This window comes from Alkalihalobacillus sp. MEB130, from assembly GCF_032335535.1.
GTDB lineage: Bacteria > Bacillota > Bacilli > Bacillales > Bacillaceae_D > Halalkalibacter.
This window is the reverse complement of record NZ_JAOANA010000012.1, coordinates 40,370-62,170: the sequence shown is the minus strand read 5'-3', so window position 1 is coordinate 62,170 and position 21,801 is coordinate 40,370. Positions and strand designations below refer to the sequence as shown.

The 21,801-nt window shown below is 36.5% G+C and carries 29 protein-coding genes; 11 read left to right on the top strand and 18 right to left on the bottom strand.

Going from position 1 to position 21,801, the window contains the following annotated elements; all coding sequences use genetic code 11:
• Window positions 1–63: 63 nt before the first annotated feature.
• Both N0O92_RS13255 and N0O92_RS13250 read left to right on the top strand, forming a co-directional pair.
• Entirely contained in the window at window positions 64–426 is a 363-nt protein-coding gene (locus N0O92_RS13255; RefSeq protein ID WP_315615143.1) for a group I truncated hemoglobin, read from the top strand.
• A complete protein-coding gene (locus N0O92_RS13250; RefSeq protein WP_315615142.1) occupies window positions 426–1,448 on the top strand; it encodes a DUF1835 domain-containing protein in 1,023 nt (340 codons plus the stop codon). The genes N0O92_RS13255 and N0O92_RS13250 overlap by 1 nt, the downstream gene beginning before the upstream one ends.
• Before the next feature lie 142 nt (window positions 1,449–1,590).
• Here N0O92_RS13250 and N0O92_RS13245 read toward each other — a convergent pair whose 3' ends face one another.
• On the bottom strand, window positions 1,591–1,914 hold the full coding sequence (locus N0O92_RS13245; protein WP_315615141.1) for a hypothetical protein: 324 nt from the start codon (window positions 1,912–1,914) through the stop codon (window positions 1,591–1,593).
• Window positions 1,915–2,104: 190 nt separating this feature from the next.
• Between N0O92_RS13245 and N0O92_RS13240 the strand changes: the two genes are divergently transcribed.
• Window positions 2,105–2,533 carry an RDD family protein gene (locus N0O92_RS13240; protein WP_315615140.1) on the top strand — a complete coding sequence of 143 codons (429 nt, stop codon included), beginning with the start codon at window positions 2,105–2,107 and terminating at the stop codon, window positions 2,531–2,533.
• Between the two features lie 294 nt (window positions 2,534–2,827).
• Here N0O92_RS13240 and N0O92_RS13235 read toward each other — a convergent pair whose 3' ends face one another.
• Window positions 2,828–2,983, bottom strand: a complete 156-nt coding sequence (locus tag N0O92_RS13235) for a hypothetical protein (RefSeq protein WP_315615139.1) — start codon at window positions 2,981–2,983, stop codon at window positions 2,828–2,830.
• A 145-nt stretch (window positions 2,984–3,128) separates the two neighbouring features.
• On the opposite strand from N0O92_RS13235, the gene N0O92_RS13230 reads away from it, so the two are divergent.
• The 4 genes from N0O92_RS13230 (at window position 3,129) to N0O92_RS13215 (ending at window position 8,179) form a co-directional block, all read left to right on the top strand.
• Window positions 3,129–3,635: a YhcN/YlaJ family sporulation lipoprotein gene (locus N0O92_RS13230; RefSeq protein ID WP_315615138.1), complete on the top strand. Its 507-nt coding sequence runs from the start codon at window positions 3,129–3,131 to the stop codon at window positions 3,633–3,635.
• A 132-nt stretch (window positions 3,636–3,767) separates the two neighbouring features.
• Window positions 3,768–5,255: an amidase family protein gene (locus N0O92_RS13225; RefSeq protein WP_315615137.1), complete on the top strand. Its 1,488-nt coding sequence runs from the start codon at window positions 3,768–3,770 to the stop codon at window positions 5,253–5,255.
• Between the two features lie 205 nt (window positions 5,256–5,460).
• Entirely contained in the window at window positions 5,461–6,540 is a 1,080-nt protein-coding gene (gene xerS, locus N0O92_RS13220; protein WP_315615136.1) for a tyrosine recombinase XerS, read from the top strand.
• 220 nt (window positions 6,541–6,760) lie between these two features.
• Entirely contained in the window at window positions 6,761–8,179 is a 1,419-nt protein-coding gene (locus N0O92_RS13215) for an SLC13 family permease (RefSeq protein WP_315615237.1), read from the top strand.
• A gap of 64 nt (window positions 8,180–8,243) precedes the next feature.
• Here N0O92_RS13215 and N0O92_RS13210 read toward each other — a convergent pair whose 3' ends face one another.
• From N0O92_RS13210 to N0O92_RS13195, 5 genes are all read right to left on the bottom strand, one after another.
• Window positions 8,244–8,840: a phosphatase PAP2 family protein gene (locus N0O92_RS13210; protein ID WP_315615135.1), complete on the bottom strand. Its 597-nt coding sequence runs from the start codon at window positions 8,838–8,840 to the stop codon at window positions 8,244–8,246.
• A gap of 323 nt (window positions 8,841–9,163) precedes the next feature.
• A complete protein-coding gene (locus N0O92_RS13205; RefSeq protein WP_315615134.1) occupies window positions 9,164–10,141 on the bottom strand; it encodes an HD domain-containing protein in 978 nt (325 codons plus the stop codon).
• A 292-nt stretch (window positions 10,142–10,433) separates the two neighbouring features.
• On the bottom strand, window positions 10,434–10,514 hold the full coding sequence (locus N0O92_RS23830; RefSeq protein WP_396334511.1) for a putative holin-like toxin: 81 nt from the start codon (window positions 10,512–10,514) through the stop codon (window positions 10,434–10,436).
• 130 nt (window positions 10,515–10,644) lie between these two features.
• Window positions 10,645–11,652 (bottom strand): LLM class flavin-dependent oxidoreductase, encoded by a 1,008-nt coding sequence (locus N0O92_RS13200; protein ID WP_315615133.1) that lies wholly within the window; start codon window positions 11,650–11,652, stop codon window positions 10,645–10,647.
• 17 nt (window positions 11,653–11,669) lie between these two features.
• Complete coding sequence (locus N0O92_RS13195) at window positions 11,670–11,918, bottom strand: hypothetical protein (protein WP_315615132.1); 249 nt, start codon at window positions 11,916–11,918, stop codon at window positions 11,670–11,672.
• On the opposite strand from N0O92_RS13195, the gene N0O92_RS13190 reads away from it, so the two are divergent.
• A complete protein-coding gene (locus N0O92_RS13190) occupies window positions 11,898–12,077 on the top strand; it encodes an H-type small acid-soluble spore protein (RefSeq protein ID WP_315615131.1) in 180 nt (59 codons plus the stop codon). The genes N0O92_RS13195 and N0O92_RS13190 overlap by 21 nt on opposite strands.
• Before the next feature lie 38 nt (window positions 12,078–12,115).
• Here the strand turns inward: N0O92_RS13190 and N0O92_RS13185 are convergent, their stop codons facing one another.
• The 6 genes from N0O92_RS13185 to N0O92_RS13160 form a co-directional block, all read right to left on the bottom strand.
• On the bottom strand, window positions 12,116–12,334 hold the full coding sequence (locus N0O92_RS13185) for a hypothetical protein (protein WP_396334508.1): 219 nt from the start codon (window positions 12,332–12,334) through the stop codon (window positions 12,116–12,118).
• A gap of 52 nt (window positions 12,335–12,386) precedes the next feature.
• Window positions 12,387–13,487, bottom strand: coding sequence for a GerAB/ArcD/ProY family transporter (locus N0O92_RS13180; protein ID WP_315615130.1), 1,101 nt, complete (start codon window positions 13,485–13,487; stop codon window positions 12,387–12,389).
• The gene (locus tag N0O92_RS13175; protein WP_315615129.1) at window positions 13,484–13,705 is read right to left on the bottom strand and encodes a hypothetical protein; all 222 of its coding nucleotides are present in this window, start codon (window positions 13,703–13,705) and stop codon (window positions 13,484–13,486) included. Before N0O92_RS13175 ends, N0O92_RS13180 begins: the two co-directional genes overlap by 4 nt.
• A gap of 6 nt (window positions 13,706–13,711) precedes the next feature.
• The gene (locus N0O92_RS13170) at window positions 13,712–14,878 is read right to left on the bottom strand and encodes a Ger(x)C family spore germination protein (protein ID WP_315615128.1); all 1,167 of its coding nucleotides are present in this window, start codon (window positions 14,876–14,878) and stop codon (window positions 13,712–13,714) included.
• A gap of 15 nt (window positions 14,879–14,893) precedes the next feature.
• The gene (locus N0O92_RS13165; RefSeq protein WP_315615127.1) at window positions 14,894–16,390 is read right to left on the bottom strand and encodes a spore germination protein; all 1,497 of its coding nucleotides are present in this window, start codon (window positions 16,388–16,390) and stop codon (window positions 14,894–14,896) included.
• 136 nt (window positions 16,391–16,526) lie between these two features.
• Window positions 16,527–16,694, bottom strand: coding sequence for a hypothetical protein (locus N0O92_RS13160; RefSeq protein WP_315615126.1), 168 nt, complete (start codon window positions 16,692–16,694; stop codon window positions 16,527–16,529).
• A gap of 165 nt (window positions 16,695–16,859) precedes the next feature.
• On the opposite strand from N0O92_RS13160, the gene N0O92_RS13155 reads away from it, so the two are divergent.
• The 3 genes from N0O92_RS13155 to N0O92_RS13145 all read left to right on the top strand — a co-directional run bounded on the left by N0O92_RS13155 (window position 16,860) and on the right by N0O92_RS13145 (window position 18,262).
• Window positions 16,860–17,339 (top strand): YsnF/AvaK domain-containing protein, encoded by a 480-nt coding sequence (locus N0O92_RS13155; protein WP_315615125.1) that lies wholly within the window; start codon window positions 16,860–16,862, stop codon window positions 17,337–17,339.
• A 78-nt stretch (window positions 17,340–17,417) separates the two neighbouring features.
• Window positions 17,418–17,921: a YsnF/AvaK domain-containing protein gene (locus tag N0O92_RS13150; RefSeq protein ID WP_315615124.1), complete on the top strand. Its 504-nt coding sequence runs from the start codon at window positions 17,418–17,420 to the stop codon at window positions 17,919–17,921.
• Window positions 17,922–18,055: 134 nt separating this feature from the next.
• Window positions 18,056–18,262 carry an alpha/beta-type small acid-soluble spore protein gene (locus N0O92_RS13145; protein ID WP_034742580.1) on the top strand — a complete coding sequence of 69 codons (207 nt, stop codon included), beginning with the start codon at window positions 18,056–18,058 and terminating at the stop codon, window positions 18,260–18,262.
• A 41-nt stretch (window positions 18,263–18,303) separates the two neighbouring features.
• Here the strand turns inward: N0O92_RS13145 and N0O92_RS13140 are convergent, their stop codons facing one another.
• From N0O92_RS13140 to N0O92_RS13120, 5 genes are all read right to left on the bottom strand, one after another.
• Window positions 18,304–18,822 (bottom strand): GrpB family protein, encoded by a 519-nt coding sequence (locus tag N0O92_RS13140; protein WP_315615123.1) that lies wholly within the window; start codon window positions 18,820–18,822, stop codon window positions 18,304–18,306.
• A gap of 68 nt (window positions 18,823–18,890) precedes the next feature.
• Window positions 18,891–20,489, bottom strand: a complete 1,599-nt coding sequence (locus N0O92_RS13135; RefSeq protein WP_315615122.1) for a glutathione ABC transporter substrate-binding protein — start codon at window positions 20,487–20,489, stop codon at window positions 18,891–18,893.
• Window positions 20,490–20,637: 148 nt separating this feature from the next.
• On the bottom strand, window positions 20,638–21,213 hold the full coding sequence (locus tag N0O92_RS13130; protein WP_315615121.1) for a GNAT family N-acetyltransferase: 576 nt from the start codon (window positions 21,211–21,213) through the stop codon (window positions 20,638–20,640).
• Between the two features lie 28 nt (window positions 21,214–21,241).
• Entirely contained in the window at window positions 21,242–21,451 is a 210-nt protein-coding gene (locus N0O92_RS13125; RefSeq protein WP_315615120.1) for a hypothetical protein, read from the bottom strand.
• 67 nt (window positions 21,452–21,518) lie between these two features.
• Window positions 21,519–21,659, bottom strand: coding sequence for a hypothetical protein (locus N0O92_RS13120; RefSeq protein ID WP_315615119.1), 141 nt, complete (start codon window positions 21,657–21,659; stop codon window positions 21,519–21,521).
• Window positions 21,660–21,801: the final 142 nt, after the last annotated feature.

The window sequence follows — 21,801 nt, the reverse complement described above, 5'->3', positions numbered from 1 at the left end:
TTTAAAATGAAAAAGAGACAAACCAAGAAAAACTATAAATATAAAATTGTTGGGAGTGTATATATGGATCAATCTCTATATGAAAAGATTGGTGGAGAAGAAGCCATTGCAAAAGTAGTTGACTATTTTTACAATGAATTAGTTTTAAAGGAAGAATCTGTCGCTGCTTTCTTCAAGCACACGGATATAGAAAAACAAATTGTTCACCAAACTAAATTTATTAGTTTTGCGTTAGGTGGTCCGTCTCATTATTCAGGTAGGTCTATGGCAAAAGCACATCAAGGCATGAACATTCAGCCTTCACACTTTGAATCGATTGCGACCCATCTTCATGATGCCCTCGCTCATTTTCATATAGCTGAATCAGATATTGAGGTCGTTTTACATAAGGTAGCTTCTCTGAAAGATGATATTGTGAAGAAATAATGAAGAACATAATCCAATTAATTGACAAACTAACTAGTAATGAAGCAAAAAGCTTACTATTACATACGGTACTACGATTAAAAGATATTCAACAATTCAAGCCTTCGCATGAGAAAATGAGTAAGGAGATTGACGACTTGCTTAGCGAAATCACTCTCGCTCATTCAGACGAACCTATTATGCTGGAAGATTACGAAGCCATTCATCTTATTTGTGGCGAATCAGCAGCAGGTACGTTGCGGTTTGGCCTAGGTTTTGAACATAAAGTAATAGGCTTTCCAGATTACTTTGCTAGAGGACCTCTTTGGAAACTTCAAAAAGAAGAGGGGAAAAACAACCGCTTCGATTGGTTAGTAAACCACATTAATATTCCTATGAATTATCTAGAAGACGAATATAACAGCCGGATAGTGCGGACTTTAGACGAAATTGATTCTATACCAATTAATATCCCGATTAACATTTGGACTGCGGACAACGCAAATGAACAAACGGGTCTACGTTACTTTCTCTATCTATTACAGAATAAGCTGAACGATATCTATATTATTCAGACATCTTCCGAATATCAAAGGCTTTTTAGTCCAAAAGAAGAAAGGTATCCTGCAGTTCATACTGGGGAAATCCAGCCAGAAAAATTAAAGATTATTTATGAGACAAAAGGAAATGTCCCATTAACAGAGGAGGTAAGAGTCAACCTTCAAAGGGAATGGGAAACCTTATCAAAAACGAAAGAAGTGTTACGTGTTTTTGACAATAACAAATTAATATCTGTAAAAGAATCATATTATGATCCACTTATCATTCAAGTAACACGAGAACTTCAGAGACAAGTAGGATTCTCATCATTTATACAAGTAGCGCGTATTATAGGTGAAGTAATTGACCATCAAACATGTCAAGTAGATGAAGCCTTTATAGAATACAGAATTAGACAGCTGGTATATGACGGCTCCTTCGAAATAAAAGGGATACCGAAAGATATGTTGTCTTATCGTGTTCGTGTAAGGGAAAACCTTTAATCGAATCCTCATGCAATTTGAACATAAATAAACTCCATTTGAATAAGGCTATGAAGAGACTCTTATTGGATGAAAGCAAGCTAGTAATACGCAACAAAAGCAAACAAGTGTTCCTTAGACGGAAAGTTGTTTGCTTTTCTAATTATTTTTTAACTTTTTCACGAATGCTTTCAAGTTCTTCCAAAGTTAATTCACCTAATGAAGATATAATTTCTTCTTCAATTAACTTTCGATTGCTTTCTCGGTACTGATCCCACCATTCACGTAAACCTTCTGTATTATTTAAAAGATATTCAATATCGATTTCTTCGACTTCATCATCTGAAAGGTAATTTAGCACAGCCGCTAACCAATGGGTAAGGTTATTTACTTCATTAGATTGATCTTCGTTTTCTTCCTTAGGTGAATGGTCTTCTGTTTCTTCCTCGACGGATTCCGTTTTGGTAGTTGCGGACTTTCGTGGCATTTTATCTTCCTCCTGCATATGCTTTTGTATTAGTGTTACCAAAAAGAAAAACGTATTACAAAAATAATTCATTCATCTTTCCAAAATGGGATATCGTTCCAAATGAAAGCGAGTTCTATGTTATTCTTACTAGAAGTTATATAACAAGCTTAATCCGAAATAAAATGGTTATAGAAAAGGAGGAGATTGAATGAATGACAATCCAGCAGGCTTTTGGATTAGGTTAGGAGCAAACATCATTGATTCAGTAATTGTGTTTGTAGGCTTAGGATTTATTTCTCTTTTGTTATTCGGTTCGTTTTTCGTTGATTCTTTTACCATCCTTGATTTTATTAGTCCATTATATTATTTATTATTGCCAGTATTTTGGTATGGGTATACGCTTGGGAAACGAGCAGTAGGGATTCGTATTGCAAGAGTTGATGGGTACAAAGTGGGTATAGGAACTATGCTTTTAAGAGATGTGGTTGCAGGCTTTGTTTATGCTATTACATTAGGGATTGGAGTTATCGTAAGCTTCTTTATGGTTGTATTTAGAGAAGATAAACGTTCCATTCATGACTTCATAGCTGGAACTTATGTAACGTATAACCTGCCTGAAGAATGGGATTCAAAATAGCTGAATAGTAAAGGAGCACAGCCGTGAAGAAACACTCTCTTTTTGGAAAAATACTATTTGCTATCGGATTTCTCTTTTTCATTCTCGGTTTTGGAATTAACGAGAATGTAGGAATCCTGGCTGATCCCCCTGAACAAATAGCTTTTTTATCTATACCAGCGATAATTGTAGGAATCATTTTGATTTTCATTTCAAACTTTTTCAAAAAGAAATAGTCGGATTGTACCCTCATTTACTATTAGAATGAGGGTATTGTTTATTCTTCATGGCGCAACGTAACTACCTAAATATTTATTAACGGCGGTTTTGAGATTTCCCTGCTTCTCGACGTTGGGGGTCCATTTCAGTCACGATATGATTGACTAATGCTGTCGCGCTTTTCGCTTGGTTATCATCTGAATTTGCTTTCTTAATTATTTGTCGAATTTCTTCAGAGTTATTATGGAACACAGTAATCACTCCCAATTATAGTTTGTTGGACTACATAGGCTAAGTCTCCTTACACGTTATAACCAATCATGAAGTACGTTATACGAACTACTGAGAGTAATAATTCCTCCTAATAGACAAGATAATGGGAAAGGAGGAATTTCGAATGAAAAAATTCATGATATCTCTAACTACTGCCACGATGCTTATTAGTGGTTTATCAGCCTGCGCAGGTACTCATGATGCAAGTGGGGATGAAGAAAGCCAAGTTACGGCTCAAGCAGGAGAGGTGACTCCATCCTTACAAACTCAAAACCATACAACGTATCACCATCAATATGAAGCCCAGGCTGTTGAAGGCCTTGCTCATCATATTCAATCTCTTAACGGCGTTAAAGACGCTCATGTTGTTATCCATGAGGAAAATGTACTTATTGGCATTACGACAAATGAAGACCCAATGAGAATAACGGCTGAGGTTGAACAGACGGCTGCTCAATTCATTAATCGTGATTTTATTCAGGTCGTTACCGATCAACAAGCAGTCGAGCGTATTTGTAAGTTAGATCACGAACTACGTAATGGGACTGCTTTTAATAAGGTAGGAGCTAATTTTAATGATATTTTAAATGATTTAGCTGCTCCAGTTCGTCCTGACGAAGGGTCTTTGTAATTTTTCTGTTTCGGTAGGCTACCACGTTCATGATTTGGTAGCCTTTTTCATTTTGGGGAGAGGATATGTTCATTTCTCATAGAATGTATATGACTAGATACAGTAGAACGATAAAGAGGGGATCTGGATCTAATGAGTTTTCATTACAAGCATTATGATGCTATTGGGTTAGCGCAATTAATAAAGGAAAAAGAGATCAAACGTGAAGAAGTAATTGAAACAGCTATTCAAGAGATAGAGAAGAAAAATCCAAAGCTTAATGCAGTGATACATAGAATGTATGAGCGTGCTTTAAAAGAGGACTTTACAGAATCACATAAGGTTTTTTCAGGTGTTCCGATTCTGACTAAAAATATACTACAAGAGATTAAAGGGGAACCAATCACTAACGGGTCCAGACTTTTGAATCAAACTATTTCTACATTTGATAGTGAATTTATCAAGCAAATTAAAGAAACAGGAGTATCCATATTGGGGCAGACAAATGTACCTGAATTTGCTCTTATGGGTATAACGGAACCTGAGTTTTATGGACCTTCAAAGAATCCTTGGAATACTGAATATTCGCCTGGTGGATCTAGTGGAGGTTCTGCAGCAGCCGTTGCAGCAGGAATGGTTCCCATTGCTGGAGCAAATGATGGGGGAGGATCGATTCGTATCCCAGCTTCATTTTGCGGTTTATTTGGTTTAAAACCAACAAGAGGTCGCACCCCAATAGGACCAACAAGGGGAAGAGTATGGCAGGGCGCATCTGTCGATCATATTTTAAGTCGAACAGTGAGAGATAGTGCTGCCATGCTCGATCAATATCGCTTTGACCGAGCAAATGCCTTTTTTGCTCCACCAATGAAAGGGAGCTATATAGAAAAGATCAAAACCCCTTTAAGAAAACCTTTACACATCGCTTATACAACGAGTTCTCCCATATACACCAGTGTTCATCCAGAATGTATCAAAGCAGTGGAAAAGACGGTTTCGATCCTTGAGTCTGAAGGACATCACGTTGTGGAAAAGGAGGCACCTGTAAACGGAATGAAGATCGCTTCAAGTTACATGATGATGTATTTCGCTGAAATGGGGGCCGCACTTACGACAATCGAGGAAAAAATAGGGAGAAAAATAAAAATAAAAGATGTAGAATCGACGACATGGTTATTGGGCTTATTAGGAAAGACCATCTCTGCGGAAGATTTTGTGTTAAGTATGAACGAGTGGGATAAAGCAGCATATCAAATGGAACTATTTCATGATGAATTTGATCTATACCTCACACCAACTACCGCTAATCCACCTTCTAAAATTGGGGAATTAGAACCAACTGCATTTGAAAAGATGCTTATTCGTTCTGTTGGCAGCATTGGCCTAGGAGGTTTATTAAAGAAATCTGGCTTTGTTGACAAATTAGCGATTAATAGTTTGCAAAGAACGCCATTTACACAATTAGCCAATATAACTGGTCAACCCGCTATATCTGTGCCACTTCACTTGACAGATCACGAATTGCCATGCGGGGTTCAATTTATAGCAAGACGTGGATGTGAAGACATTTTGTTACAACTAGCAGCATTTTTTGAAAAAACCAATCATTGGATTGACGTAAAACAAAATCCAATGTATTAGAAAATTATAATAGTAAAACAAACACGATAAGAGACCTTGAAAATTAGGTTTCTTTTTTTGATCTAGCATGTAAGATAAAACGATAACATAAAAAAGGGGGATGATCTGTAAGCAAATACTTTATTACGTAAAATATAAATTTGACGTAATAAACATATCGAAGTAAAATGAGAGTATAGAATTCTCTGTCTCGAGGTGTTTAATTATGGCAAATCAATCTCAACATTATAAGAAACTCTCACTGATATTAGATCAATTACCTTGGTACGTTGATGAGTACATTAACCATAAAAAAAGAAAATTATCAGCTGCATCTTTGCTTAATTACGCTCATGATTATAAAATTTTCTTTCAATGGCTAAAAAATGAGCATTTACATAGCGCTGAAATTAAAAATATACCGTTAGATCTCTTAGAATCCCTAACAACTCAACAAGTAGAAAGTTTTCTAAGTTTTCTACAATATGAGCTGGATAACAAAGAAGTTACAGTTAACCGGAAATTATCTGCTTTGAAATCTCTATTTAATTACCTTCAAAATATTGCAGAAACACGAGATTTACAGCCATATTTAAAAAGAAATGTGATGGCAAAAATAGAATTTAATGAAATTAAAGAAAGCATGGAAACCATCGCTAATAAAATGGAAGGAAAAATCCTTATGGGAGATGAATATGAAAAGTTTCGGCAATTTATAGCTACTGATTATGGGATAGCTATCAAAGATAATAAAAAACTCTTTAACTTCCACCTATTAAACCGTGAGCGTGATACAGCGATCGTCTCCCTCATTTTAGGTTCTGGTCTACGACTTTCGGAAGTTGTAAATTTAAACTTAGATGATATTGATTATAGTAAATATACAGCTAGAGTGATTCGAAAAGGAAACAAAGAACAATATGTTTATTTTAGCAGATTAGCAATGGATGATCTAAAAGAATACCTTCAAATTCGCGAAGAACGATACAAAGTAGAAAAATCGAACAAAGCACTATTTGTGGCAGCTGCTATGGGTCCTAAAGGAACGCCAAGACGACTAACGGCACGCTCAATCGAAAAATTAATTGAAAAATACGCAGTTGCTTTTGGAAAACCAGCATTGTCCGTACATAAACTTCGTCATTCCTTTGCAACAAGATATCATATAGAAATCAATGATGTACCAAAACTACGAAGACAATTGGGCCATTCCTCTATACAAACAACGATGATTTATACACATATTAGTAATGATGATTTAAAACACGCCGTAGATAAAATGGATATCCCTAAAGATGATGTTTAGATCTTTAGGTTTTTTCCTTTTTTAAGTTTACATAACATATATTATCGGAAGTTATGAGATAGAAACCTGTTTTATCTCATTTCAAAAGTATACTTAGAGTTTTGAGACAGAACAAAAAATTAGATAACCATCTTCATTATAAACATGTCCTAATTGTGCTTGAACCTTCATAAATTTTAAATAGAATTCTATCTCACAATTAGATTGGATGGTGAGTGACATCCATTATACAAATCGACAATGGTTCGGCCTTTACTTCGGACCTATTATAGCCCTCCTCTTCTATTTTATCCCTGATTTTACAGGGTTATCGAACGAACCACGAGCCGTCTTATCTGTTACCTTACTAGTTGCAACTTGGTGGATTACGGAACCAATTCCTATGGCTGCTACCTCTCTCCTCCCCCTTCTCTTACTGCCACTAAGTGGTGGAACGAGTCATGAGGTTGCATCAACTGCCTACTTTAGCCCAATCATATTTATGTTTCTAGGGGGATTTACTATCGCCCTTGCCATTGAGAAATGGAATTTGCATAAACGAATGGCAATGACCATCTTGCTTACGATTGGGACAAGTACAAAAAGGATCCTTTTAGGCATTCTCATTGCAACCGCCTTTTTGTCTATGTGGATATCAAATGCTGCTACAGCATTAATGATGTTTCCGGTAGCCATTGCCCTAATAACGGAAGTAAAAGAACAACAATTATTTGATTCGAACTCCTTACATTCCTTTTCGAAGGGGTTGTTGTTAACTGTTGCCTATTCTGCTTCCATTGGTGGACTTGCCACATTAATTGGATCTGTTCCGAATGCGATTCTAGCTGGGATATCCAATACAGTGCTTCACCAACCTATATCCTTTGTTTCTTGGTTGGTTTTTGCCTTTCCTGTAACTGTTTTATTATTAATTCTACTCTATTTTCTAATTTTGTTTCAGTTTCCTGTCTCTTCAGACGTAAAAATACCTGAAAAGGTTGTGAGAAAGCAATTAGCTGCCTTAGGTAAAGTAACTCAAGAGGAAAAAGCTATTTTGCTTATCTTTTCTGCTACCGTTAGTCTTTGGATCTTTGGCAGTCTATTGCCTATACAGCTTACAGATACGACTATTGCTCTGTTAGGGGCTCTTGCTCTATTTTTAATTCCAACTCATTCCGGCAAAGGAATGCTTATGAATTGGTCCGATATGAAGCACCTTCCTTGGGGTATTTTATTATTGTTTGGTGGCGGACTATCACTTGCCGCTGCATTTGTTGAAACAAATTTAACTGGATGGATCGGCATGCATTTAACTCAGATCGGCAACCTACCATATGGACTTTTATTATTGGCTTTTGCAACATCACTGCTATTCATGACGGAATTTCTGTCTAACACGGCTGTAGCAAATATGTTCATACCCATATCCATTGGCATTGCAACGGGGATCGGTGTAGAACCATATGCATTAATGGCAATCGTTGCGTTAGCTTCTACTTGTGCCTTTATGTTGCCAGTTTCAACGCCTCCAAATGCGGTCATATTTGGCTCGAATTACATATCTATACAAGATATGATTAGAACTGGTGTTCGATTAAATGTTATTGCCATCCTAGTTATTGTAGCAGCCGTTTACTTTTGGCTTCCTTTCTTTCTTTAGGCAGAAAAATATAAAAGCGCAATGAGATAAACTCCATTGCGCTTTCTTCATTGACCTTTTCTAATTAAGGAAAGTTTTTCTTGTTTTGGCGACTGAATTGCTTATCCTTTATATATTGATAAATCCAAATCGTAAAAAAGAGCCAAACCCCACTAATTAAATAGGCACCTAACACATCAGTTGGAAAATGAACTCTAAGATACACTCGACTAAATCCAATAATGAAGATCATGATCACACTAAATACGATTAACATTTTTCTTTTAAAAGAACTTTTAATATGACGCCAGAACAAAAAAGTGATGATGCCATAAAGAGAGAATGCTGCCATTGAGTGTCCGCTTGGATAACTGAACCCTGTTTCTACAACTATTGGATCCAAAATTGGTCTTTCCCGTTTGAATACATGTTTTAATAACTGATTAACCCCTGTTGAACCTAATGAGACAATGATAAATAAAAGAACCTCATCTCGTTTCTGATATAACTTGTATATAACGAAAAGCATAACAAGAGAAACAATAATGACAGGCCAGGTATTGCCAATAAAACTGACTGCAATCATGATTTTAGTTATAAAAGGATGTTCGAACGTACGTACAACTTCAATAATCTTTTCGTCTAGATCAAGGGTCTTATTTGTTGTAACTAAATACGTCAAGATAATAACACTTATAAGTGGAAATACCCCCAATAAGAGGAGCTTAGATATTAACTTAGAATTCAACTATTCGCACCTGCCTCTAGGATCGTTACGTATCTATTGTTAGGTGCTTTCTGTTATTTATTCTCTTTTTTACGACCATCAATGCAATCAGATTATTCAGTCAATAAATGAGAATTTCCTGGGCAAGCGCATATTTTTACAAAAAAGTCAATAGCTCGACGAAAAATGTCGATAGAAGTCGGAGTGGTGTTTGTGAATGAGCATTGGATTACGTAGCACTTAGCCCGTCTTTTCCCCACTCTCCTTAGACCATTATTTTAACTAGAGATGATCTCAACGTAGGCTCCATTTGTAGCTTTTCTCAGAGCCACTTCATTCATGTTTCTAACTTTTGACGACAGAACAGATGATCTTATTTTCTTCCCGTTTTTAATTAGGAGCGGATCGATCAATCTAACTTTATTTCTTCTATGAATATGATAATGATCAGGATTCTCGACAACTTGGACTTTCGTATGTATATTTCTTAAAGTTGATGAAATTTTATCATCTTTACTATTTTCTAATTTAAGAATGACCTCTTTATCCGTAAGGAGCATATCGTTCAAATGTAAATATCCAAGATCTAACGCACGCTTAATAACTTGCGCAAGCAGCTCATAAGCGTATACATTAAGAGGGTCCATAAAAAAATCAATCACTTCTCGGTAATATACCTCTACGAACCATTCAGCCTGTTCTATTGTACGCATATGAACTTTATCATCTACTACAATCAAATCATTTAAAAAAGCTTCTATTTCACCTTTTGATAGATAGCCATATTCAAACATATCGCGAAGGGTGTATTCTATGCGATCGGCGCATAAGTCTGGCGCGGGTTGTTCTAAGATTGACCACTTCGTTTGTTCCTCTAGTATCTCTCTATAATCATATCCATATTTTTTTAATATCTGTGGAATAGACGAGGCTACCACCACTTTATCGAATATTTCTTCATGATAATCTTCGTTTTGATTATCGAACACATAATCAATAACATGCGAAAAAGCCGTATGCGAAACATCATGAAGCAAACCCGCAACTTGTTCTTCCACTGATCCGCCGAGTTTTCTAATTAATAACATGACACCAATAGAATGATCGTACCTTGTAACTTTCCATAGATCATTTACTAAGAAACTCGCCCCACCTTGATGAATGCCTTTTAACCTTTGAACTGCGGAACTGATAATAAGCTCTTCTAGAACTCCTGTTATTTCAAAATGACCAAAAATAGAGTCTGTTAATAACACTAGTAAAGCCTCCTTAAATGTTCTGGAATCCTGTGTACATTACTAGAGACACCACTGAAGACACCCCTCCAAAAAAGGAAATCAAAAGACACACTAGATCACATTATTTGAAAAGGAAATCATTCGTTTGATTTTCTTGCACATAACACGTATACTTGTATTATAAATGCATAGCATAGAATAACCGACGGTGCTGGTAACACCATCGGTTAACACAATAGACTGCCCTTTAAGGGGGCGGCAGATCACACATTTACATTGATCCACCCTGCTTCTACACAGCAAGGGTGGATTATTTTTCTTTTGACGTAAGGACCACAACAACCAAGGTTGCAAATGCAATCATGAGCATTAATGATTCAAATACCGTCACCGGCCTCACCCCCTTTCAATGGGGATGATATACCGTCCACCCTTTAAGAAGCATCATTCTATTGTTCTATTATTATAACACAACATACTAGAAGAATTAACCACTAACGAACGTATATTCGCACAATAGCCTAATAGTCCCTCTGTTGAACGATTTCTGCTAGTAACTCGTATGATCGAATCCGATCATTTGGATCATATGTAATAGTCACAATCATTAATTCATCAAAATCATATGTCTCTTTCAAATTACATAATTCTTTCCTTACTTTTTCAGTATCGCCAATTATGATATTCTTCTTCATGTTTTGTAAAGACCGTTTATCTTGATCTGTCATTGGATAAGATTTAGCTTGATTTATGGAAGGAACCCCCTCTCTCCCTTCTCCTTTTTCCGTTTGAAGCTTCCAAATTAAATGACTAAGAGCTAGTTCTTCCGCTTTTTCAACTGTATCAGCACAAATGACAGATACTGTTAAGATCACTTCTGATTTCTGTTCTTTCTTTCTAGCTTTGTAATTCTCTCTATACAGGTTAATAATTTCTTGACCATCACGATCGCTCATAAATAGACCAAAGGCATATGCCATTCCATACTCCGCAGCGAGCAGTGCGCTTTTTTTACTAGTACCGAGAAGCCATGGTTCTGGGGATATATCTGGAACGGGAGCGGCAGAAACGTTTGTATATTTATGATCATGCGGAAAGTCGTCATCTAAAAAGTGAATCAGTTCACGGACTGAAGTCGGCATTTGAAATACATTTTGTAAAAAATGATCAGATAATGCATTAGTTGCCTCTGCTGAGCCACCAGGAGCACGCCCAATACCTACATCCACTCTTCCTGGAAATAACGAAGCAAGCGTATTGTATACTTCTGCAACTTTATACGGTTTATAGTGGGGAAGCAATACAGCGCCACTTCCTATCCGGATCGTGTCGGTATGTGCCCCAATATATCCAAGCATCACTTCTGGAGCAGAACAAGCAAGGCCAGGTAAGTCATGATGCTCTGCAATCCAGTAACGAGCATAGCCCAAATCCTCAGCCGCTTTCGCTAATTTCAGTGCTTCTATAAGTGCTTGGCTTGATGTCTGATTTGAAGAAATGGGTGCTTGATCTAACACGCTAATTCTCATTAAAACTCCCTCTTTCTCTAATGAGTTGAAATATTACTATTAATAGGATTCACGTTCGAATCTCTATCATCATTTTTATTTGATACATTGGTGATGAACATATTTACAACAATAAAGCCTATTATGGCAGCTACTACGATCCATTTTTTCTTATTCATCTTTCTCTCCTTGTTATGCTCATTATGAATAATCGGAATATGTAATGCAAATAGTAAAACCGTAAATAAAGAATTGGAGGAACTCTGATGAACAAACAACGAGCTCAAGAAATTGCCGCTTCTCCTGTTATGGCTAATGTTACGTATAATGAAACTCCTGTGTATATTCAAAACGTAAGCAATGTACATGATACTGCAAGAATCTTCCCACTCGCTGAGCCACAAAATGAGTTTGAAGTTGATTTATCTAGTTTAATCGAACATTAAAGGAACCACCCATTAGGGTGGTTTCTCTGTTAGTAACGTTATAAATTTTCGTTAATTTGGCCTATTTCCTTTTCAGCAATATCTTCATTTGCTCGTTCTAATTCTTTGTGTTCATTCACAGAATCGCCAGCATATTGATCAATATTATAATCAGGATGTGCTGGGTCCACTTCCGTTCGAATCCCTATTTCTCCGCGTGCATAAGTCTTACTAGGCATTTCAAATTCCTTCTTCTTGTTTTCACCCAAGACGATCACCTCATATTTAGTATTTTACTTACCTTCATATTTCATTCTTGTTGTTGAAACCTCAATTAAGAGTTCGAGCTTGATCATTTTTGTTCTTCTTTTTTGATTGTTTTTGTGAACCAATAATAAAAAACATTACTGCAGCAATTAAAAGCTGCAAAAATAGCCCTAAAGAAGCCCATGTATGTATTTGAAATTCGTATACGATTGTCTTATTTTCGAATAACAAAATAGATAATATACCAATAGCTATAGCTTGAGGAATCAATGTAACCTTGTTATCGCTATTAAACAAAAGGTTCATAGAGAAATTTAACCCGTATAGCAAAAAGGCAAGTTTGGAAAAGGTGATTGGAAAATACAAAGCCACTAATATAAAATCTAAACGATCCATAAACTCCGTTAATCGAATTTCTTGAACGAGAGTGTAACTCGGATAAGTTGAATAGCGAACAATTTCAGCTCCTAGTACCGCTATTTGACAGAAAATAAGAATAAAAAGTAAGCCAATACCAATACCAGCTCCCCATAACATTGATTTTCTTGTTTCTTTAATAGATTTAGCAGCTCCCAAAATTAAAAAAACAATGATAACCTCTCCCATCCAAGCAAGACCAACGTACGAAGATTGAAAAAGAGACGGAATAACCTGTAACCCAAGTACTGGTTCAAAATTTTCCAAGTCAAACTTCTCTAACAATGACAGAGGGATAAATAAAACAACTAAAATGAACAAGGAGAACGCCAATTCATTAAATCTAGCAATTACTTCCAAACCAGCCCAGGCAATATACAGACTTGTTCCAATAATCAGCACTGTAATGATAAATAAAGGTGTTAACGGAAGAAGAGTAACTTCAATAAATCCAGTTAAAATTCGAAGATCGCGTATAATAATATGAAATATGAATATAACCATGAGAAACGCTAATAATTTTGTTTTTTTCTGTTTAGGTTTTAAGGCAAAATCATTAAGTTTTCCTACCCCAAATAAAGCGATACTGATAAGAAAGACAACATAGAGAAACAACAGAAAAATCACGGTCCAAGTATTTTGTAAAGCTAAATCAATTAAGGATTGCGGCAGGACAACTAGACCGCTTGCGATAGTCAAGTTAGCTGTTAATAAACTAAGTTGTCTTTGAGATATTTGGATCTTCATCTTCCAATCACCACGTCGGTAAAGCTCCCAAAAATGTCAATTAGCATCTCAGTGTATTTATTTAATCCAATTTCATAGTCCAGAAAAACCGCTAATAATGCCGTAAAACAAGAAGAAACGAGATAAAGATTTCGTACCTTCTTATCTTTTTCTAATGCCTTTTTATTTAAGAAAAATGTTCCTATTAATACCGCCCAAATAAAAACAATTTGTAGCACTACTGATCACTCCCCTATACCAATCCCTTCAGTCACTAAGCCTGTATATTCAAGGGCACTATTTACTTGAATATCATAATCAATATCTATCAACATTTCTCTCCAATTATCTTTCCATTCATTATTCCATTTATTTCTTTCACGGCGATGTAATAACCACCCTAACCCAAATGAGTCAATCCCTTTTGAGAAGGTTTCTTCTAGTATTGATTCAATCTCTACTTTAATCTCCTCCTCCATCTTTTTGTTAACTTTGTCAAAAGCTCCTCGTTCTTCAAAATTTAAATCCGTTTCGTTTTCAATAATGTTTCCTGTAAATTCCACATTTACGACCATAACTGGTTTTCCATTTTCAATCCGGTAGGAGACATCTGAGCTTTGCTCTGAAATTCTTGCGACAATAGCTTGGGTTTCCTCCCACATAACCGGATACACCTCACCAGGTTTTTCAGCTAAAATCCACTTAATAGCGGATGTTTGTTTCTCATTTGTGATAAATTCGAGCTTATCTCCTTTAAAAACAGCAACCTTGTTAATCTCTATTTGATCCTCAACCATTTCTGGATCTGGGCTTTCATTCTTCACAAGGGTTAACACTGGAAGCAAAGGATCATTGCCTTTTTGTTGAAAATCCAACAGGAAGTCTCTTAGCGTGATGTCAAATTTTTGAGCGCCAATTTCTCTGATAGATTCTGCAGATAGGTTTTCTAATTGTGGCTTGGCAGCTAAAACATTAATCGCTTCACCTTCGGCCACGAATATTCTTGTAGATAACCTTGCTTCCCTAGTTCTTGTTAGCACATCTAACGTTCTTCTTATTCCAGATTGAGCCAACGCTTCTCCAAAAATCGCAATTCGACGATGACCAAAAATGAGTTGTCTCGACATCCTTTGCTGGGTATCAGCATTGGCTTCACGAACATTATTTCCGATTCCCGCATCTAAATAAAACAAAGATCCGCCTGAAGTTCCACCACCACCACCAGCACTTCCTACTCCCCCCATCTCGCCAGGTAGGGGAACTTGTGTAGCAATTTTATATTCATTCTCACCTACCATATCAAAGGATGACCCCGTAACAATGGCTATATCATTAATTTCCTGTCTGTCCCAACAACCAAGCAAGGGTATGAATATGATTGTGGATATCATTAGTTTTAAAAGATGTTTCATGGCACCCTCCCAATACTATTCCTGCTGTTGACTTGGTGATGGCTTTAGATGATCACTTTGCTTTCTCACATTTGATTTCACAAAGTCACTTGGGCGTTTTTCATACATCCATATTGGAACACGGATAAAGACATCCTTTAATTGCGATAATTTCATTGGGGCAAGTGGCTCAAAGTAAGGTACCCCAAATGATCTCATTTTACATAAATGAGCAACTATTAATACCATTCCTATAACAATGCCTAACATCCCAAATATTGCACCAAGTATCATTAAAGGAAAACGAAGCAACCGGACAGCAATAGCCAGACTGAATTTAGGTATGGTAAATGATGCGATCCCTGTAAGAGATACGACGATAACCATTGGGGCGGAAACAATACCGGCCTCAACAGCTGCTGATCCAATTACTAATGCTCCTAATATACTTACAGCCATCCCAATGGTTTTCGGAAGGCGAACTCCCGCTTCCCTCAGAGCTTCAAAAGAAATCTCCATAATAAATGCCTCTACGATAGCTGGAAATGGGATAGCTTCCCTACTCGCAGCAATGCTTAATAGTAATTTAGTTGGTATCATCTCATGGTGATATGTTGTTGTAGCTACGTATAAAGCTGGTAAAGTCAATGCAATCGCTAAAAATAAGAATCGGATAATTCTCAAGAAAATGGCTATATAAAATCGGTCATAATAATCTTCACTTGCCTGAAATTGCTGCCAAAAAGTTGCTGGAAGGACCATGACAAAGGGAGTTCCATCAACAAATAAAGCAATTCTCCCTTCTAATAAATTGGCAGCTACAGTGTCTGGCCGTTCAGAAATTTGTATTTGCGGAAAAAGACTCCAAGGATTGTCTTCAATTAGTTCCTCGATGTAACCTGTTTCCAAAATCCCATCTATCTCAATGCGATTAAGACGGTTCTCTACTTCTTCTAGGACTTTTTTGTCGACAATTCCATCAATATAGGCAATTTCTACACTGGTCTGAGTTTGCTCCCCTAATTTTTTAGAACTGATTTTCAAATTAGGTGTTTTAATCTTTCTTCGTACTAATGATGTGTTAACTCGAATGTTTTCAATGAACCCTTCTCTTGGCCCTCGAATCGCAGACTCTGATTCTGGTTCAGATATGGACCGTGTTTCAAATTTAGAAACTGGCAATACTAATGCTTTATCATACTGATCAATTAATACAACCGCATTTCCATCCAAAATAAAGCTCACGATCTCATCAAAGGTGTTGCTCTCTTTGATATCCGACAGAGAAATTACTTCTTGCTCTAAATCTTCAAATGTAACGTTAGGAACATGTTTCTTTTTAATGATTTCATGTAGTACGTGATTTTGAATATCAGACGTATTAACCAAGCCATCAACGTAGATTAAATTTGCATTTCTATCCTCAACATGAAATGTTCGAAAAATCACATCAGTGGAATTAGTGAAAATTTCTTTCATCTGCTTAATATTTAAACCTAACTCACGGTATAACACGTTATTAGATACCTTCATGTACATTACCCCATAAAAAAGAATTATTTCTACTTTCTCCCTGATCAATGAGTTTATACCAATAGTGTTACTGTAGCTTTCAAAAACAAAAAAGAAAAAGGTTGCTTCTCAATAGCAAAACAACCTTCTTCTCTCATTACTCTTCAGGATCTTCTTGATAATGTTCGTTTAAGTATGCATTTTCTGTTGTAGCAAAATTCACTCCTAAAAGACTTTCAGTTGGGTTAAGCCCGTAAAGGCCTTTCTTTTGATCAGCAACATCTTCACCACTTTGAAATTGAGGGTCTTTCTTTTTCCTTGACATGATTTCAGCTCCTTACTATTGATTTTCTTTGTATTATTTACATGTCGACTAAAGAGTATTAATTGAAGTTACAACCACGAAATTTTTCCAAAGCATAATTTGATCACAATAGGATAATCTAGTCTTTGTACGATCATATTCACAATTCCTAGGGAGGTTTTCGTAATGGGCTTTTTTGATTTATTTAATGAAGAAGAAGAAACCAAAAAGGAAATCCGTAAAGAGGCACGTGAGGTAGATCGACGTGAAGATGTTGAATTCGCAGAAGAAAACGCGCACCTTGATCTTCGTGAAGAAGAGCTTGATATTGATAAATATCGCGTAGAAACGGGTGACGTTACGCTTCACAAAGATATCGTAGAAGAAGAAAAAACTGTAAATGTACCGGTTTCTCATGATCAAGTTATTATTGAACGTAGAGCCGTAGATCACGAGCCAACAGATGATCCTATTACAGAAGAAGAAACGATACACATTCCTGTAACAGCTGAAAAAGTCGATGTCGATAAGCATACCGTTGTTACTGGAGAAGTATCTGCACACAAACGCTCCGTACAAGAAACAGAGCAAGTCCGTGATGTTCTTCATAAAGAAGTAGCTGAAGTTGAATCTCACGGTGATACAGACATCATTCGTGAAGATTAGTTTCCACAGGAGCCCTACTTCTAAGAAGTAGGGCTCCTTTTGTTAGTCAAAATCATGAAAACTATACAGGAGGTTACTATGGGGAGATATATCATTATCGGAACCATAATGGGTGTACTTATCGGATGGTTTATGGGTTTTTCTTTACTAACAGGAATGCTTCTTGGAGGAGTAATAGGGGGCGTCAGTAAAGCCCTACACTATAAGAGCGAGAAAGAACACAACTCATATGAAACACCTAAACAATCCTTCTCCCTCCGAGAAGAACAACTAGATCTGAAAAAAGAACGAATACAAACTGGCGAAGTAAGAGTACACCACGAAGTCGTAGAAGATAAGAAAATGATGACTGTCCCAATAAAGCGAGAAGAACTGGTGATAGAAGCAGGCGATGAAGATGAAATTCGCATTCCTTTAAAAGAAGAAGAAATAGAAATACACAAGCATCCAGTTAAAGTAAATGAGGTCTCCATTACTAAACAACAAATAGAGGAAGAAGAGGAAATCAAAACAACACTGAGAAAAGAAGTTGTTCATTCAGAAGTAACTGGAGAAGCTGATGTAAGAGAAGAAGAACGATAGCGGTTCATATCGTTCTTCTTCTCTTGCCGTATCTTTTGGTAAGATTTACATCATAGATCTAATAGCGTAATTCACATAAAAAAAGCAAAATCACTTATACTAAAAATCAAAACCAAGAAAGAGGTGTTTATATCATGGCAAGTAACAACAATAATTCAAATCAATTATTAGTTCCAGGTGTACAGCAAGCATTGGATCAAATGAAGTATGAAATTGCATCAGAATTTGGCGTTCAATTAGGAGCTGACACAACTTCCCGTGCAAACGGCTCTGTGGGTGGAGAAATTACAAAAAGATTAGTTCAAATGGCTGAGCAACAAATGGGTGGATCTCAGTTTTAATAACACAACAGGGCACTTACAAGTAAGGTTGTAAGTGCCCTTTATCTAATATGCTCATGCCAAATAAGTGCTCGTTGTTCCATTTCTTTTACCATCTTTTCTTTCCCTTTTATATAAGAATTAATGTCAAATGCATACTGTTTAGCCAGAACAATTTTTCTATCGCCATATTGTTTTGCCTCCAAAGGGTACTTGCGCAAATAATCACGAAATGCAAGATGCCGAACAATTTCGGGATTATATCGTTCATATATATGGACGTGGTGAGATCTGTTGTTTCCTCCCTTTTGGAAAAAACGTCGATTCTTTATCCCATTTTCACCTTTTGGTTCATAACGTATAGCGATCATCTCTTCATTATAACTATCTACTGTTGTAATGTTTTTCACTACGGGCATGATATCAATAATAGGCTTAGCATGTAACCCTTCAATAGCTGTACTACCAATATGATAAATATCCAAAATTTCGGCCCCCAATACCTCCTTCAAAAGGTCAGCTTCTAATTGAAACATATCTGGCCACTGTTTGTTATATGGAAGTACTTCAACTTTTCTCATATCGTCCCCCTAATCGAGCTCAAAATAAAAAGCTATCTCCTAGATACACTAAGAGATAACTTCAGTTTTTATTGTTTTAATGATACATCACGCAAGAAGAAATATCCACTTGGGTATTGCCAGAACCCTTCTACATTCGAACGAGTCGCTGAAATGTTATCAGGGAAATACAGATACGCGTATGGTGATTCTTCCGCAAGCTTGTTCTGCACTTGAGCGTATAAATCAATCCTTGTTTCCGCATCTGTTTCTTGACGAGCTGCATCAAGTAATTCGTCTAGTTCTTCGTTCACAATTCGAGAACGATTTCCTGGTGGTCCAACGTTGGATGAATGAAAAACAGCATACAATCCATAGTCAGCATCAATTGTTACCGTTCCCCAGCTTCCTAAGAAAATCTCCATTTGACCAAGGCCAGCACGCTCAATATAAGTACCAAACTCATATGTGTCAATGGTCACATTAACACCAATCTCTTCAAGCTGTGCTTGAAGTGCCACAGCTAAGTCTTGACGCTCACGTTCATCATCCGTTAATAACGTTACTTCAAGACCATTAGAATAGCCTGCTTCAGCTAGAAGTTCTTTTGCTTGTTCCACGTCATATTCAATTGAATTTACACCTTCACTATATCCGAACACACCTGGTGCGATTGGTGTATGAGCAGGAATACCAATTCCGTCAAGAATACCAGCAACTAAGGCTTCTTTGTCAATTGCCATATGAAGGGCACGTCGAACATTTACATCATTAAACGGCTCAACTTCTGTGTTGAACCCAAGGTAGACCATTCTAGTACTATTTACTTGTTCAATTTCTGTATCAGGATTGCTCTCAATACGAGAAACGTCACTAGGCGAAACTGTGAAATTAATGTCGATTTCACCTGTTTCAAGCTCGGCAATTCGTGTTAAGCTCTCTGGGATCACTTTGAATGTTACAGTATCCACTTTTGCTTGTTCTTCATGCCAATAGTCTTCGTTTTTAGATAGGGTTACTGAGTTACCGGGCACCTGATTTACAAACTTGAAATAGCCTGTTCCAGCGGGATGCTCATTTGCTGCTGCAAAAGGGTTTTCTCCATTAGCAAGATCTTCGTATGATTGTTCAATTAAAATGGGACTGATAATGCTACCTGCTGTATGAGCAAGGTGAGCTGGTAGTGGAGCAAATGGAAATTCAGTCTCAATATGAACCGTAAACTCGTCTACTACACGAACATCTGTAACCATTCCAAATAAGAAAGCAACCGGCGCTGCCACTTCTGGATCACGTACACGGTCGAGACTTAGTTTTACTGCTTCGGCATTTAATTCTGCTCCATCATGGAATGTAACCCCTTCACGGATTTTCGCCTCCCAAACCGTATCTTCAATTTGTTCAAGTGACTCTGCTAAACCTGGTTGAATTTCTGAATTTTGATCCATATAAACGAGGCGATCATAAATAGTAGCGTTGATCGTGTTAGAGACGGTTTCATTGGCACCATGTGGATCTAATGAAACTGGGTCAGATACAACACCAATGTTGAGGTCTCCACCAACTGTCGGAGCTGTTTCGATATCTGAACTAGAGTCTTCTGGTACAGAATCACTACTGCAAGCTGCTACAATACTTATTACAAACATAAGCATGATAACAAAAATTCTTGATGAGATTTTCTTCATGTAAATCCTCCTTGTTCTCTATGGTGAATTTTATATTACTATAGAATTATAGTTTACTAGTTTTAAAACTGTCAATTTAATACAGAAAAAATGAAAAATTACAATCCTATAAAGAAAAAGAAAAAAACATCAGTTAAACTGATGTCTATTACATTTTAGTCGTTGTTTTCTCAGTTTTTTTATTATTTTTATATAACTGAATAAAATCATCTCTTACAAAAACATGCAATTCACATGCTTGTTTTTCTTTTAGCTCCAGGCTCCTATGTACGTCAGGAAAGTCTTTTTGAACATGCAATCTTATAAATGGTAATTTTTCTTGAGCCTTTTGAGACCGGATATTCACTTTTCTAGCTCCAGAAAAAACATACTTTAAATGAATGTCAAAAAAAGCAATACGCAAGATTTCAATTTTGGAAGCTAAATTGTACCCTTTTCCCCAATAATGATGTCCGATCCACGTACCTAAATGACAAGATTCTTTTTCATGATCGATAAACATTAATGTCGTAATTCCTATAACATGTTTGTTTTCATCTAGGATGACTCTCGAGATTGTCTTTCCTTCCTTTTCCTCTTCCATTATTGAAATAATAAATTTCTCCGTATCCTTTATAGTCCCATCAGGCAAACCAAGTGCATCCTTCACTTCAGGTGCCGACGATAACTCATAAATTCGTTTGCAATAGTCAAGACTGTGTTCGACTAAATAAATATTCCTCATACATCCTAACTCCGTTCTTTCTAGTAATCTAATTGTTATTACTTTCGCACGTTACGGATGAAAGCCTCAAGATACGTTGATCTAAAACAACGGTACCGCCATTATCGATACAAGGTTCAATAATCTTCTGGTTTGCCTTATAATTATTCTCAATTTGAACAATCCTTCCTATCCCAAGAGTTAGAATGATTGTTGTTCCAAGTATTAAAAACAACCAATTCCATTTGTTTTTATTCATAGTCCTGGTCCTTCCTTTCAAAAGATATGAGTTTTTTGAGATATTGACAGTTTAAAATGATTCTATCTTATTTCTGATTGTATCTGCTCAATTCTTCACGAATTTTCTTAAGCTCTTCTGTTTGGTTAAGAATATTGTTATTCACCTTTCTTATTGCATCATAAATAGCAAAAAGTCCTGTGAAAACTAAAATAGCAACTAATAACATAATTTCAACCTACTTTCAATCCAATAATCATTTCCTGTTTCTATCTCTACATATTAACATTAATCCCCAATTTATTGTTGAAGATAGGAAAAAACATTCCAGGTTGTATACGAAAACTCAAACTCCTGCTTTGAAGTTGTCT